Origin of the sequence: Lachnoclostridium sp., assembly GCF_031997925.1 — a bacterium.
Taxonomy (GTDB): Bacteria; Bacillota; Clostridia; order Lachnospirales; family Lachnospiraceae; genus Lachnoclostridium.
In genome coordinates this window covers 149,293-163,419 of record NZ_DAMADT010000007.1, presented here as the reverse complement: position 1 = coordinate 163,419, position 14,127 = coordinate 149,293, and the positions used below count along the sequence as shown (strand labels likewise).

General features: G+C 34.4%; 11 protein-coding genes. 2 read left to right on the top strand and 9 right to left on the bottom strand.

From position 1 onward, the window contains the following. Window positions 1-117 precede the first annotated feature (117 nt). The 9 genes from RTP52_RS07365 to RTP52_RS07325 all read right to left on the bottom strand — a co-directional run bounded on the left by RTP52_RS07365 (window position 118) and on the right by RTP52_RS07325 (window position 11,706). Window positions 118-519 (bottom strand): NUDIX hydrolase, encoded by a 402-nt coding sequence (locus RTP52_RS07365; RefSeq protein WP_312370209.1) that lies wholly within the window; start codon window positions 517-519, stop codon window positions 118-120. Between the two features lie 9 nt (window positions 520-528). Next, window positions 529-1,143 carry a histidine phosphatase family protein gene (locus tag RTP52_RS07360; protein WP_312370208.1) on the bottom strand — a complete coding sequence of 205 codons (615 nt, stop codon included), beginning with the start codon at window positions 1,141-1,143 and terminating at the stop codon, window positions 529-531. A gap of 93 nt (window positions 1,144-1,236) precedes the next feature. Beyond that, window positions 1,237-2,241, bottom strand: a complete 1,005-nt coding sequence (locus tag RTP52_RS07355; protein WP_312370207.1) for a phosphotransferase enzyme family protein — start codon at window positions 2,239-2,241, stop codon at window positions 1,237-1,239. A 445-nt stretch (window positions 2,242-2,686) separates the two neighbouring features. Further along, a complete protein-coding gene (locus RTP52_RS07350) occupies window positions 2,687-4,333 on the bottom strand; it encodes an ATP-binding cassette domain-containing protein (RefSeq protein ID WP_312370206.1) in 1,647 nt (548 codons plus the stop codon). Window position 4,334: 1 nt separating this feature from the next. Next, window positions 4,335-6,161 (bottom strand): ABC transporter permease, encoded by a 1,827-nt coding sequence (locus RTP52_RS07345; RefSeq protein ID WP_312102185.1) that lies wholly within the window; start codon window positions 6,159-6,161, stop codon window positions 4,335-4,337. A gap of 73 nt (window positions 6,162-6,234) precedes the next feature. Further along, the gene (locus RTP52_RS07340) at window positions 6,235-7,569 is read right to left on the bottom strand and encodes a hypothetical protein (protein WP_312370205.1); all 1,335 of its coding nucleotides are present in this window, start codon (window positions 7,567-7,569) and stop codon (window positions 6,235-6,237) included. 428 nt (window positions 7,570-7,997) lie between these two features. Continuing rightward, complete coding sequence (locus tag RTP52_RS07335) at window positions 7,998-8,780, bottom strand: response regulator transcription factor (protein WP_312102191.1); 783 nt, start codon at window positions 8,778-8,780, stop codon at window positions 7,998-8,000. 36 nt (window positions 8,781-8,816) lie between these two features. Beyond that, window positions 8,817-10,511 (bottom strand): sensor histidine kinase, encoded by a 1,695-nt coding sequence (locus RTP52_RS07330; protein ID WP_312370204.1) that lies wholly within the window; start codon window positions 10,509-10,511, stop codon window positions 8,817-8,819. A 151-nt stretch (window positions 10,512-10,662) separates the two neighbouring features. Next, complete coding sequence (locus RTP52_RS07325; protein ID WP_312370202.1) at window positions 10,663-11,706, bottom strand: extracellular solute-binding protein; 1,044 nt, start codon at window positions 11,704-11,706, stop codon at window positions 10,663-10,665. A 468-nt stretch (window positions 11,707-12,174) separates the two neighbouring features. Here RTP52_RS07325 and RTP52_RS07320 point away from each other — a divergent pair, with 468 nt between their 5' ends. Beyond that, window positions 12,175-12,648 (top strand): MarR family winged helix-turn-helix transcriptional regulator, encoded by a 474-nt coding sequence (locus RTP52_RS07320; RefSeq protein ID WP_312370200.1) that lies wholly within the window; start codon window positions 12,175-12,177, stop codon window positions 12,646-12,648. Continuing rightward, the coding region (locus RTP52_RS07315) for an ABC transporter ATP-binding protein (RefSeq protein WP_312370199.1) at window positions 12,645-14,127 on the top strand (1,483 nt) is incomplete at its 3' end. The genes RTP52_RS07320 and RTP52_RS07315, both read left to right, overlap by 4 nt.

Below are 14,127 nucleotides of genomic sequence, written 5' to 3'. Positions count from 1 at the left end.
AAAAACCGACCTCCCAATCGTTAGATTTTTGGTCTAACTTTTGGGGGTCGGTTCAGCATCGGATTCAGTCCTTTTAGTTGCTTGATTAAAAAGTACAACATTTGGGTTTCAGTACATTTATGGTCTTAATTTCTTACTTACTATTCTCCAAAATTCTTTGGTTTCCTCATGTGATAATTTATCATTTACTTCATCTTTATCAACAAAAACATATTCGTCAATTTCATCATCTTCGCATTTTAAATTATTCAATTGATCACCTAGTCGCACAATGAACATGGTAGTTTCTTGTACATCATATCCAACAATCCTCTTCAAATTCGAGGGAAACTCAAAATATATTTTATGTGGTAACTCTTCTATATCAGCAACTACATCAAGTCCTGTTTCTTCGAGAATTTCACGCTTTATCGCTTCGATCATGGTTTCACTTTTCTGTATTCCACCTTTTATGAAATCGCAATAATCTACATCGGTTTTTCCTTCTTTTCCATCACAGATTTTTGCTTTATGTATCAATAAAATTTTTTATCTGGCGTAATTAATATGGCACCCACCGCTCTCCGAATTTTTACTAATATTAAAAACATCAATTTTTTCTATATTAGCTAATTCATCTCCTTCAAATGAAAACTTCACAATCCATGGCATCAAAAATCTTATATTTTGAAAATCTTGAAAGCCATAGTTCGGATCGAAATAGTTGATAATTGTACTAAGTGCTGTCCCATGACTTCCAATAGCAATATTTTTATCTTGATGTAATCTCAAAACTTGCATTAACGCTTCAATATTACGATTCTGAACCTCACGTAAACTCTCACCATCGGAAAGCTTATAATCAAAATCATTCCACTGTTGCTCGGTAAATTTATTAAAGTCCTCAATCCATACACTATCAACTTTTCTTTCTTGAAAAGCCTCAACTGTAATTATGGAGTGCTCATATAAAACCACAAAATCTTTTAAAGTTTCAACAGCTCTAGTGAATGGACTTGATAAAACAATGTCTATATTTTTGTCACTTAAAAAGTGTGTTACTAGTCTCCTATCTTCTAAGCCTTTCCCCGTTAATGGCCTCTCCATATCATTATGATTCATATAATCTGGTTCCGCATGTCTAATAAAGTATATGTTTGTCATATTAATTTCCTCATATTAAATTCGAAATCTTTAAGGGGTACGCAACGATTCGTTTTCCCTGATATCATCTCAGATATATTTATATAATTTATCCTAAAAGATAAATCTGTCATTATTTTTAAATTTATAAATTACGTGATCACATAAATAATTTGCCATGTTTTTTATATGTTCGTACTCTTCTGGGTTAGAGGATAAAAACAGCATATTATCAATTATTGATAATGCAAAAAAACTTTCAATCAGTTTTTCATATTCACTTGGTAATAAGAAAATATTTTTATATCCTTTTATGAAGCGTCTACGATTTTCAATACTAAGGTGCATTAATGTTTGTGCTATATCATATAAGTAATAACCAAATCCACATCTTGAAAAATCTATTAAAAAAATACCCTTACCATTAACAATATAATTGCACTCATTTAGATCTCCATGTATTAGCCCCCAATTTTGATCCTTAGATAAGTTTTTCTCTATAAATTCTATAATATTCATCGTACTTTTATAAATCTCATTAAATTTCATATTAGATATAATATCAATATCTACTAGTTTATTTAATTTTGATAAATTAGCCTTACTAGTTTCCAAGTTATATTCTGCTCTAATAAATCCCTCGGGTATTTCCCATTGATTTAAATATTTGTGCAGTTTAGCCATTTCCTCACCTAATTTAAAGACTAATTCATTATACTTCTCATCATTTATATCAATAATTTCTCCATTAATCCATCTAAGTACTGTAACATTTAAATCCTTACCTAAAAATTCATTGAAAACTTTTGTTACAAAACTACTGTATTTATTTTTTACTGGTGCTTGTACTGTAAATAACTCACAACTATTAAGTTCTTGAAGTAATAATAATTCTGAATTAATCAAGCTTTTATTATTTTGATACACATCGTCCTCATTAACGGAATTGTGAATCCTAACTAAGTACCTTTCTTCACTACTCTTTTTTTCAATGCGAAATGTAACATTCTCACTTTGTTGTAAGAAAGAAATATCATCATAATAAATTTCATACTCTTTTAAGACCTTTTGTGCAAACTTATAGTACTCTTTTATATCTTCTTTATATTTTGTATTCATACTACTCTCCCTCGTATAAATTAATTGTGACTAATCTTACTTCGCCATTTCTTACAATTCCGACTTAACTTTCAGGAATATTATACCATCTAAAACTATTTTTACAAGCCTATAACCGTCACAATAAGTAGGGCTATTGAATGAGATGGACTTGTACCTGAAGATGATTCTGTCAGACTGCTATGCGAATGCTTAGCAATCTTTTAATTCAAAGAAAGTCGTAATCTGGGCTATCTAGAAAAACACTTTGATCAAATTAATAATATTTCAAGACTACTGAGTGACTATTCATTATTGACGAATAAAAAAGAATTAATAGGAAAAGCGGTATAACACCTAAGTGTAATACCGCTTTTCCTTAAAAAGAAAATATTCATACAACATATTAACTAATTCTGAATATCTATATCTATTTAAAACTTATAGTCATAATTCTTTAGTATCCCTACTCCACACTTAAAGATCCCTGTGAAATAAACTTTCCATTCTTACGACTAAATAGCATAACACCTTTTCCGTCAAAGTCCAGTTTTACCGTCTGGCCAATCTCATAAAGTACACCACCGAACACAACACCTGTAAATAAGAAATTACCAATTCTTATCTTAACGGTAGTCTCCATACCAGTAGGCATTGCACTGTAGACTTCGCCCGTTAAAGACCCTTGTTCACTGATTTTTACAAATTCAGGTCGGATACCTATAACATAATCAAGGTATGAAATGGACTTATCTTCCTCTATTATCTCACTTTCATCTACTTTCGCAATGTGATATCGGAAGTGGGAATCTTTGTTTCCTTTTTCAACATTTTTCTTATCCTTTTGCTTAGCAAGTTCAGATTGTAGCTTACTATCCTCTTCTGCTTCCTGTTGTTTTATCCAATTTCCCATATCCATTTTTTCTTTTGGCGTATATGTGGCTTTGACATTCTTAAGGATTTCTAAAGCAATGTTTCCGTCTTCTAACTGTACACCTTTTGCATCCATGAAATTTATAACTGGGTTACCTACAAAGTCCGCTACAAATAAATTATTTGGTTTATTATATACGTCAAGAGGTCTATCATATTGATTTAGTACACCGTTTTCAATCAAACATATTTTGGTGGCTAGGGTCATTGCTTCCATCTGGTCATGGGTAACATAGACAAATGTACTTCCCGTATCAATATGAAGTCTTTGTAACTCAGATCTCATCTCAAGTCTTAATTTAGCATCTAAGTTTGACAATGGTTCATCCATAAATAGTACGGAAGGTTCCGGTGCTAAGGTACGTGCAATAGCTACACGTTGTTGCTGACCTCCGGAAAGCTCACTTGGATATCGATCCATAAACATACCAATCTTTACAATTCTAGAAACTCTTCGTACTGCTAAATCGATTTCTTCTTTGTTCATTTTTCTAACTGTCTTAACTACCTTACCAATCCTTACAACTTCATAGTTCTCATTTAGTGAACAATTAGAATCCTTATGTTTTTTTTTCGCACTTTCGATATTAGCTTTTAATTTTTCACTGATTTGTTTTGCTTTTTCTTCTATATTAGAAATTTCCTGTAACTTGTGATCTAAAATTTCTTTTGCAGTGTAAATGGATATTTCATATAAATCAATTAATTTGATTAATGCTCTATTCGTATCAAGAACTTCGGACTTATCCTTACATTCGTTAATTGCCTGAACAACTTCTTTTGGCTTACTTAGTATTTTAATAAGTTTGTCTGCATTCTTAACATCATAATCCACCGATGACATCTCTTCTTTAATGTTTTTCAGACCAAAGCAAATATTTTGATATACTGTCATGTTTGGCCACAAAGCATAGTTCTGGAAGAGAAAGCCTACACGTCTTTTATTCGCAGGAATATTAATTCCCATTTCACTATCAAATACAGTAACTCCGCCAATGGTAATTTTTCCACTTGTAGGGGTATCAAGACCTGCAATCATACGGAGTGTTGTTGTCTTTCCACATCCGGAAGGACCTAGTAATGTAACAAATGCATTATCTTCTATTACAAGGCTAAGATTATCCACTGCATAAAACTTTCCCCATCTTTTCGTAACATTTTCTAGTACTATTTTTGGCATATTAATTTCCTCCAATTCCTTTATCAAGGCTTGCACCCGTCACCTTATTAATCAGCGCGTTGCAGATTATAATGAATACAATTAAAATAAGATTAATACCGCTTGAGAATGCATAAAGACCCATTTCATCAAAATAATCAAGTAAGGTTGTAACAATCTTATTCTGAGAGCATAGCAACATGAATAAAGTTAATTCTCTAAGGCATGTCATAAACGGTAATAGATAACCACTTATAATGGATGACTTTTGAATAGGGATAATAATCTTAAACATTCGCTTAAACCATGGAATGTCTTGGATAATGGCAGCTTCTTCAATCTCACCACTTAGCTGTAACATGGAGTTTAATGAACTTCTACTTGCAAATGGTATATACTTTACAGTTCCTGCAAGAATGATCAAAAGGTAGGTGTTATAAATTCCTAGTGCCGATCCGAAGATAAAGAAGGAAACACCTACTGCTAGGGATGGTATCAGATAAGGCAGGAATGCTATGGCATTTACATAGCCAGCTGCTTTACTTCTTCTGTGTTTACTTACACTGTATCCTACCAAGGTACCAATGGTACCAGCAATTAAAGAACAACATACTGATACAATTAACGTACCTTTAAATGCATTCCAAATGGTTGAATTAAATAAAATACCCAATTGTCCGTACATACCATTTTCCGTTAAGTTCTCTGAGGTAATCCACCATTTTAATGTCAAATTACTTAGATTTCCTGTAGTAAGAAAGCTATAGTCACCTGGGTTTGGTAGGAAGGTTTCCATCGCAAAGGAAATGATAGGATAAATACTTGTAATTGCTGTAAAAATGATTAATACGATAGCAATTGCATATTTACCTATTCTACCAAGATTCACTTTACTAATTTGTCCTGATTTACCTGTTATCGTTGTATAACTCTTTCGACTACTTGTAGTTACCTGATTCATCATAAGAATAACTACACCGAAGACCATCATAATAATAGCAAGAACACTTGCTTGACCGGCTCTATTAACATTCATGCTAACGTACTTCGTTGACAGAGTTTTTAAATTCATATAATGAGGTACCGGATAACTTCCCATGGCACTACCGAAAACTAAAAGGATCGTTGAAAGGATTGCCGGTTTTACCATAGGAAGAGTTACACGGCTAAATATTCTCCACTTTGGTGTGTTCAAAATTACTGCCGCTTCTTCCAGATTTGCGTCCATATTTCGGAAAATTCCACCAATCATGATATAGGCAAAAGGTGCATAATGAAGTGCCAATACTACTGCACTAGGAAAAAGTCCTTTGCACCACCAGCCAGGCATAGCAATCCCAAACAAGGAAGCAAGGATACCATCAGAACCACCGGTCACCCCTTGACTATTAAATAAATTCTGCCATACTACCGCCAATGTCCACTGTGGCATGATATATGGGAATATAAATATTGCACTTAAATACTTTTTAAACTTTAAATTCGTTCTTGTAACAAGATAGGCAAAAACACCGCCAAAGATAATTGCACCTAGACAAGTAAAGATTGCCAATAGCAATGTATTGCCAAGAGGTATCCAAACATTTTGTCTACTAAGGTTCCCGGTAAAAAGGTCGATCCAATTAACTAAGGTATAGCCCGAAGTCTTTCCTGTCAAATGTGAATCTATAGATCCTACATGAATGGAAAATGTATCGACAAAAATAGAAACAATTGGCGCTATCGTTGTCACAGAAAGAATAATACCGAGAACCAACAAAACCACGTTGTGGGGTTTGCTTAGGAAAGTCTTTACTTTATTCATAAAAATTCTCGGTTTCCCCGGTCTTTGTAAAATTTGCTGTTCCATGTTTACCTCTTCCTTTATTAACTAAGGGGCGTATTGTAAACGCCCCTGATTCTGTTAATTATAATTTCAAAGATTATTCTGCTTTCGCTTTATTTCCTAAAATAACGTCAATCCAGTCACTCATATTGAAAGATACCTCTGAACAGTACTTTGGATCTTCTACTACAAGTGCTCCTTCTTCGCTAACCCACCAAGCATATCCTCTGTCATTTTTAGCAGGGAAGGTATCAACACCTTCTACAAAACCATCCTTTGAATGATCTTGATTGATGTTAGGGTTAGCACTATAACCACCCATGTCTTTGCCCCAAGCATAAAAACCATCTTCCGTAGTTACCATATATGCAATGAAAGCACAAGCTGTCCATGGAAGTGGAGCTGTCTTAACAAGCTGAAGATAATGTTTATAAGCAAATCCACCAATTCCTAGATAATTATCCTGATATGCAGCGATTGTTACATTATTTACAGAAACACTTTCGGATTCTTCAACGGAACGAAGTTTTGAATAAACAAGTAGACCACTTTCACCAGCAGCTGAGTTTGTAACAAGGCTATTACAAATAGGGCCATCATCTGTCTGCTCGTTGTATTTTTCGCACCAAAGCTTAATCCATGCTAAAGCATATTTTGTGTTCTCTCCAGTCAATCCGAGACTTTCGCCATCTTTCTCCACTTTATCAATAGTTGTTTGAAAATAAGCCTGCTTTGTGCTGTCTAAAGCATCAAATGCTTTCTTTAGAGAAGTTGCATATTTATCATTGGTTAGCATATATAAGAAATTCTTTCCAACAGGTTCAGAATCAACTCCCATAAATAGTGGGCTTGAGCCTTCATAAACAAAATCCCAACAGTTTGTGTAAGTTTTATCTCCAAGATGATTAAACATAAATACCTTATTTAATGTTTGTAATGTTAATGGATGTCCGTTTTCCTCTTCATTAACACCTGTTGCGTCTTTCCATTCCTTAGGAATGAAATTAAGAACATTCTTAGTATCTAACATCTTGCTCTGAATTTGATTTCCATCCTGAATTAATGTCATAGAATAAGTATGACTAGAACTGGTGATATCTGCATTTAATAAAGTAAAAATAGAGTTGTTTTTAGGCTGTGACCATTCGATAGTTCCATTGTAGGAAGAATCTATTTTCTTCAGTTCTTCAATAAAACCGGTTGCAGCTGTTGCACCACGGCTTGAGTTGCCGATACCATACATGGTTTTACCATTAGATTCTTCAATTGCTTTCTTATAAAGTTCTTGAAGTGTCAGTTTTTCTGCTTGTTCTATCACTTTCTCTGCTTCGCTTTTCTCTTCACTTTTACTTGTTTTTGCTGTTCCGCAACCAACTAGCAATGCGCTGCTCATTGTCAGAACTAAAAGAAGTGATACTAGCTTTTTTTTCATTTTTTCCATCCTCCGCAAATTATCTAATATTTGAAGTCATACAATGTGTTTCCCCCGTAAGTCGCATACTTCATATATACATATTAGATAATCTATGTATAAATTAATACCTTTATTTGTGCATAATTATCATTAAAAATGAACTTTATTATGAAAAATGAACAATCTTGCACAAGAGGCTGTCGCAAAATATGTCCAATAAAAAAAAGCTATTTTGTCAGTGTTGGTGCGCGTTCCAAAGGAACCTAACTAAAATACTTGACAAATAGCCTAAAAAAATAGTGTACAAAAAAGGTACCTTGATTTCGGTTTGTATGCCACTTCAAGGTACCTTTGTTCTTTCACAGATATTATGTTATTGTGCGAATTGCTAACATAGAATTATTTTCGACAGCTGCATTCATAATGAAATTTTCAAGAAAGATGAACTATTGGCTGGTACATCCTTTATTTTTTATAAATTCCGTTGGTGAAGTTTTGGTATAACGCTTAAATACTGCGCAAAAATGTTTATAATCTGAAAATCCTATCATATCTGACACCTGATAAACACGATAAACACCTTCATCAAGAAGTCTTATGGCCTGCTGCACACGGTACATATTTAAAAAGTCCAGATAGGTATGTCCCGTATCTTCTTTGAATTTTCTGCTAAGATAGCTGGAGCTTACCTCTAGTTCCTCTGAAATACTTTCTATACTTATCTTTTCTATATAACGCTCTTTCATTATATCTATTGCTTTCTTAACGTAGGGATTCTTATAAAAGTCACCAGAAGAAAGCAGTTCAATATCCATTCCTTGATTTTTCTGTTGGAGTAACAGTTCCTTTTCGTTTTCATGAGTAATCTCAACTTGCAGCTTACGCATAACTTCTTTTAGTATATTTACATCAACGGGTTTCATAAGATAATCAAATGCTTTTAATTCTATCGCCTCTTTTGCATAATCAAACTCTGCATAGCTTGTGAGAATTACACTTTTAAATCGAACTTCCTCCCTAGCCCGGCGGATCATTTCAAGTCCATTTACTTTTGGCATCATAATATCTGCAAGTACCACGTCTGGTTTTAATTCTTTAATCTTTTCAATTCCTTCTTCACCGTTTGCAGCTTCTCCTACCAAAACATATCCTATGCTTAGCCAGTCAACGGTATAAGCTAACCCTTTTCTAATAATATCCTCATCTTCTGCTATTAGTACCTTAAGCATAACCCTATACCCTCTTTCTCCATATTTACAATATTGCTAAATATCTGAATTCATGTGAATAGGTAACGTTAAGGTTACAACCGTTCCCTCTCCCAATTTACTTTCTAAAGTAACTCCGTAATCCCCGTGATACATTAATTGAATTCTTCGATGTATATTATAAATTCCGTGATGATTTGTTTTATTTACCGGCTGCAGAAGGTTTTCTCTGATTTGCTTTAACAAATCTTCTTTTATTCCGCCTCCACTATCTTTACAAACAAAGATTAAATTACCGTCCTTTTCAAACCCCTTAATTGTAACATGCAGTGTATCTACTTCTTCATAACCATATTTGACGGCATTTTCAATGATTGATTGTATCATTAATTTTGGAATTAAATATTTCTTAACCTTTTCTTCTAAATCAATTTCATAGGTAAATCTTCTATTATATCTAATTTTTAAGATGGTGAGATAACTTTCCGTATATCGCATATCTTCTTCAACCTGAATTTCATCTTCTGCATTACTAATACTGTATCGAAGTAGCGTAGATAGCGCAATAATCATATTATCTGAAGCTTCCGAATCAATCTTACTCATAAAGCGAATGTTATCTAAGGTATTAAAAAGAAAATGTGGATTAAACTGAGCTTCCAGTTGCTTTACCTGCGCAAATGCCACATGTCTGGTCAGCTCTTTGTTTTCTTTTATGTTTTTCTTTAAGCCGTCAAGCATTAAGTTATATGCTTCACCGATTTCCTTAAATTCGATACTACTATCAATATTTAGATAACGATCCAAATTACCTTTTTTAACTTGTTCAAATGCTTCTGCAATTTTAGAAATATCCCTTGTACTTTTTTTTGCAACTTTTCTGCTCGTAAAATAAGTAATTATAATGATTGCTGCAAATATAAATAGAATAAACGTACACATAGTATAAAATATTCTTGATTCCATACCATTGCTTGTAATTGTATACACCTGTAAGTTATCATTGCATATTTTACTTTTGGATAAATAATATCCTTTCTCCTGATACTTAATAAATCCTTCGGAATATTCCATATCTCTTACAAAACGCCCCAATTCATCTTGAAAAACAAAATTATTCGTAAGATAGATCCAGCCATTCTCATCAGTAATAACCGTTTGTGGTGATACCTGCGTCAACAATAACCGAAATTCATCGGCTGGAATCGTTACTACAATATAACCTACCAGAGATCCTTCATTTTGTATTCCTGTACCAATACATAGAATACGTCCTTCCTCTGTTGCAAGTTTTATGGAAATATCCTGTGGTTTTTCACGTATTTCGCGAATGATTCCCCAATCATAACAAGAATTATCTACTAAAAAACCTGGCATATGATTATTGTCGGATAGAACGGAATTCAGTTCCTCATCTAAAATATACAGTTTTGCAAAATATTCTGTTTCTGCAAAAAGTTTATACATGGATCTTCGTATTTCCACCAGTTTATCTGTATTAATAGGCTCTGTAATTAACGTTACATCCTTTGATAAGTTTGATGCTTCATTTACATAGATATCTACTACTTTTTGAAGTACATTACTAACCTTAGCATTGGCAGCAAGGTTTGTGTTATAAACACTATATTGCCATATTCCAAAGATTAGTCCCATACATAAACAAGCAATTAGGAAAGTAGGTATAATTGCATATAAGATAAACGTATGCCTTATATTATCACGAAAGAATCTTATTCTTTTTCTTTTCATATTGCCCCCATTATACATCGTAGGTTAAATGCGATACTTATAATACATTTTAACGTATCCTATTCTTCTTTGATATCAAAAAGTATTTCTTCAAATTTTTCTACTCTATTCTTCTTTGATATCAAAAAATATTTCTTCAAATATTTGTACCCTATTCTTCTTTCATATCAAAAAATATTTCTTCAAATTTTTGTATCCATTGTTTTTTCATTTTATAAACATGTTCAGGATCTGCATGAATAATTGTAATCTCTTCCTTTGCCTTAAGGTACTTTGGAGTTTTTACATCCATACGAACTGACCGTCTATTAAGCTCCATCGTTATCTTTGTCTGTACTTCATATCCGGTAGCAAAATCAATAAATGATTTGGCATTTTGAAGATGAGGTGAATTTTTAACAATTGAAACACAGTCGGGTGTAGATAAAACTCCTTCTTCCATGTATGCAATTTTTATATTGTCTCCATTCGCAACCAAAGCGGCAGCAGCTTCTTCAAATATAAGCCCTACAACAAATTCACCATTTGCAACTCCCCGGTAAACCTCTGTGGAACTGTTTAGTAGATTCCCATCTAAATTCTTACAAAAAAGTTTCACATAATCCCAGCCATCCTCGGGATTACCGTTTCCCATTGCATATAACATGTTAATCAGATGCTCAAAGGCAGATGATGATACATTAGGACTGCAATAAGCTATCTTACCTTTTAGCTCAGGATTTAGTAAATCCTTATATCCATTAATTTGTGTATTCCCAATTAAATCTGTATTCACCATAATGATACTTGGTACATCAGAAAACTTAGTAAACATTCCTTCATTATTCTTGAATTCTTGCTGAATGATATCTTCATTGGCACAGGAGTACTTCTCAAACAGGTACATCTGAGGTTTTAATGTTGACAAAGATCCACCCCATAAAATATCCGCATTAGGGTTATCCTGTTCTTCTTCAATTCTATTGATTAATTGTCCAGTACCTCCGCTGACAACCGTTACTAGAATTCCTGTTCTTGACTCAAATTCTTCGATTAAGGGCTTAAGAAAATCCAATGGATGGGAGCTGTAAATTACCAACTCTTCCCGTTCCTGCTGATTATTTTGTAAATTATGATTTCTTTTTGATGTTGTATATCCTACTAAAAGTATGACAAAGACTGACAGTATAACCGTAATTATTATTTTATACTTCATAGCAATCCCCCAATTATTTTACTGTCATTTGCGAAATATAGATAAGCTTTTATAGATATAAGTTAAAATTTTTAAGTATAAAAGACAGGTGCTTTTTTGTGTTTTTTGTACATTTTACATAATACAAGCTTTTTCTATCTTTATTTTACCATAATAATGCCTAAAAGGTAAATATAAATTAGGTGGTAGTTACTTCAAAATAATCAGAATCCCCCAAATCGCTTTCTTTATGAAATAACGCTGAGGTTTTCATTTTATGTATCTTAGCAATATTTCGCAATAATATGGATACAGTTTTCTATATTGAATATTCTGTCATTGGTTATATAATCTTTAAAAAGTCTCTAGTCATAAATAATTAAATAGCTCGTATTGATAAAGGAAAAAAGATGTAGTATCATATATATTTAGTTGATACTACATCTTTTTTCTTTATTAAAAAATTCTATCTTCGAAAGGAATTGCAAAATGGATAGTACAAAACGCCAGATCACTAAAATTGCACGAGAAGTGAATAAATTCACCGCGCGTATGTTGAAAATGGAGGGCGTGGGAACCGCAGAGTACGACTTCATTCATGTGGTGCGTAAAAATCCAGGCATCACGCAGGCGGCAATTCGGGAAATTCTCAGTCTTGACAAGGGAGCTGCTGCTCGTCGTGCCTCCAATTTGGAAGCAAAAGGTTATCTGATTAGAAAACCCAATCCGGTAGATGGACGTAGTCAGTTACTCTATGCGACTGAAAAAGCTGATCTGCTAAAAACCTCGAAAGCATCCGTGGAAGCGCTTTATTATGAGTGGCTGGAAGAAGCGCTCACTCCGCAGGATAATGAAGAGTTTTGTCGTATTCTAAATATCCTCTACTCACGCTCTAAATCTGAGAGTAAAGCGGGATTTCCACACCTAACTAGGCTCTTTATGGATGGAGGTTGTCAAAAATGAGCCAAAACAGACAAGCAAAAAAGGTAATAAAACCTGACAGCATTTCCTCCTATTTTAAATTAGAGATTTTGCCATTAACATTGGTCACAATTTCGGGCATTTTATATAACATTGGTATGATTGCTGGACCTTATTTTGAGGGACAGTTGGCACAGTGCTTATTCGACATTACGAAGGGTTATAAAACATTTTCTGCTATCGTGTCGTTGGCAATTACTTACCTTGTCGTTATCTTCGTTGTACAGCTGATGCGTTGCATCAAGCGGTTTTATGTGAGGCGGTTTGCTAACGAAACCAGCTGCAATATGCGCCATATGCTGTATAACAGCCTAGTTAACATGAACAAGGATGACCTAGAGAGTGAAAGCCTTGGTGCTGTTATGACAAAGGCGGTGGCGGATGTTGATGCCTGTGTAGAAGGGATGCGGAAATTCACCACAGAGGTGTTTGACACCGGTGTAGTGCTAATTGCTTATCTCTCACTGCTCTTTTTTTATGACTGGCGGCTAGCTTTGCTTTCTAGTATCTTCACTCCGATTGCTTATTACATTGCAGGTCGGCTGAAAAACCGTATCACACGATATAATGCAGAATACAAAAAAAGCGCAGGCAGATTGAATAATGCCACCATGGACAGAGTCTTAAACGCAGTTACATATCGTGTTTATGGTTGTGAGCCGAACCGTGACAATGCTTATGAATCCTATCTAAAGGATTATGAAAAGCGTGCTGTTTCAGCCAACCTCTGGGAAAGCGCAATGCAGCCAATTTACAGTATAATCTCCATGTGTGGAGCAGTTTTAATCATTTATCTAGGTGCTAAAAATGTACTTGGAACGGGATGGGTTAATTGGAACATAGCCGCATTCACTACGGTCCTATCCTGCTTTACAAAAATGGCGCTCAAATCCTCCAAGGCTGCAAAGCTGTTTAATTCCGTGCAAAAGGCACAAGTATCATGGGCAAGAATTAAGCCGTTAATGAAGGAATATGTGGAGCAAGATACGGATTCCACCATTGATTTTTCAAAACCGGTGGGACTCACGGTTTCAAATCTGTCTCTATACATACCAAGTGGTTCACAGATACTTGAAAATATTTCATTTTCTGCTACTCCAGGTCAAATTATTGGCGTAACAGGACCGGTTGCCTGTGGCAAATCTATGTTAGGTAAGGCATTTATTGGCGAGGTCCCTTATGAGGGCAGTATTCGTGTGGGTGAACAAGAACTAGCCTCTCTAAGTGACTATGAACGCAGCAGGCTAATTTCTTACATGGGGCATCAGCCGGAGCTAATTAGCGACAGCATTGAGGAGAATATATGCCTTGGAGAACAAAGAGATATTTTACCATACCTGAAAGCGGTGTGCTTCGAAAAAGAGGTAACTCAAATGTCACAAGGAGCTGATACTTTGGTGGGTAGTAGTGGCATTAGGCTTTCAGGCGGTCAGCAAGCACGAACTGCACTTGCTCGAACGC